Source organism: Gilliamella sp. Choc4-2 (assembly GCF_001690355.1).
In the GTDB taxonomy this organism is placed as follows: domain Bacteria; phylum Pseudomonadota; class Gammaproteobacteria; order Enterobacterales; family Orbaceae; genus Gilliamella; species Gilliamella apicola_A.
In genome coordinates this window covers 1-886 of sequence record NZ_LZHG01000035.1, presented here as the reverse complement: position 1 = coordinate 886, position 886 = coordinate 1, and the positions used below count along the sequence as shown (strand labels likewise).

Here is an 886-nt window from a genome sequence, read left to right as displayed (position 1 = left end):
TAAGCTTTCTTCGCCATTTTTCCAATCTGTTAGGTCAAAGTTAAATTTAACCCGGTAGCGCCCTTGGGTATCAATATAGCCATAGGTGTCATTATCGGGACTGGTGACCCGTGCCGGTAAGGTGCCGCTGACTTGTGGCCAAGCAAGGGGCGCTGGGCGATACGGTTTTAATACCTTAAAAGGTATCGCAGTAAAACTGAGCTGGTAAGCATCAGTGCGGCTGCCGCTGCCCGTAACACTTAAAATAATAATGCCTTCATCAATATCAATCAGCGGGGCGCCATTAAGGCTAATGAGTTGCCCAGGAGCAAGGTTATAACGGTTGCTTTTGCCTCGGATAATTATTTGTTCACTGATTGCTTGTTCATGGCGAATACGTGCGTACCAATTGCCACTTTCTGGGGTGCTATTAAGGTGGTAATCATTATTTTGTGCATCATCGTTATTCTCGCTTACCCCCCCATTTTGCTCACTTTGAATATTTTTATAAATTTTGTTAGGGCTATTTTTTTGACTACCTGAACTGACACTGGCACTACCTGCATATTGATAGTGCTCGCCATAACGGTAGTCGGTGCCGTTAGTGGTGTGGTCATCGGGTTGGCTATTGACCTCGCCAAGTAAGTTGGCTTTGGCATCACGGTAGTTGTAATCTTTCACTTTAACCGATGATGCCACCGTTTGGCTGTGCATGCTAATATCCCAAACGCTTTCAGTGCCACCGTCCAAGGTGCCGCTGGGTAATTTGTAATCAATATGAGCAACTTGGTCATAACCTTGTTCGTAATCGCTTATCACCATTACGTCGCAGTCGTGCTCGGCATGGCTTTCAAAGCGAAACCAGATACCCACATCCGCCATTAAGCGTTGTATAAATTCAAAATCG

1 protein-coding gene is annotated in these 886 nt (G+C 45.5%); it reads right to left on the bottom strand.

Going from position 1 to position 886, the window contains the following annotated elements; genetic code table 11:
* Positions 1-886: type VI secretion system Vgr family protein (locus A9G34_RS05420; protein ID WP_141670351.1), on the bottom strand; the 886-nt coding region annotated here is incomplete at both ends.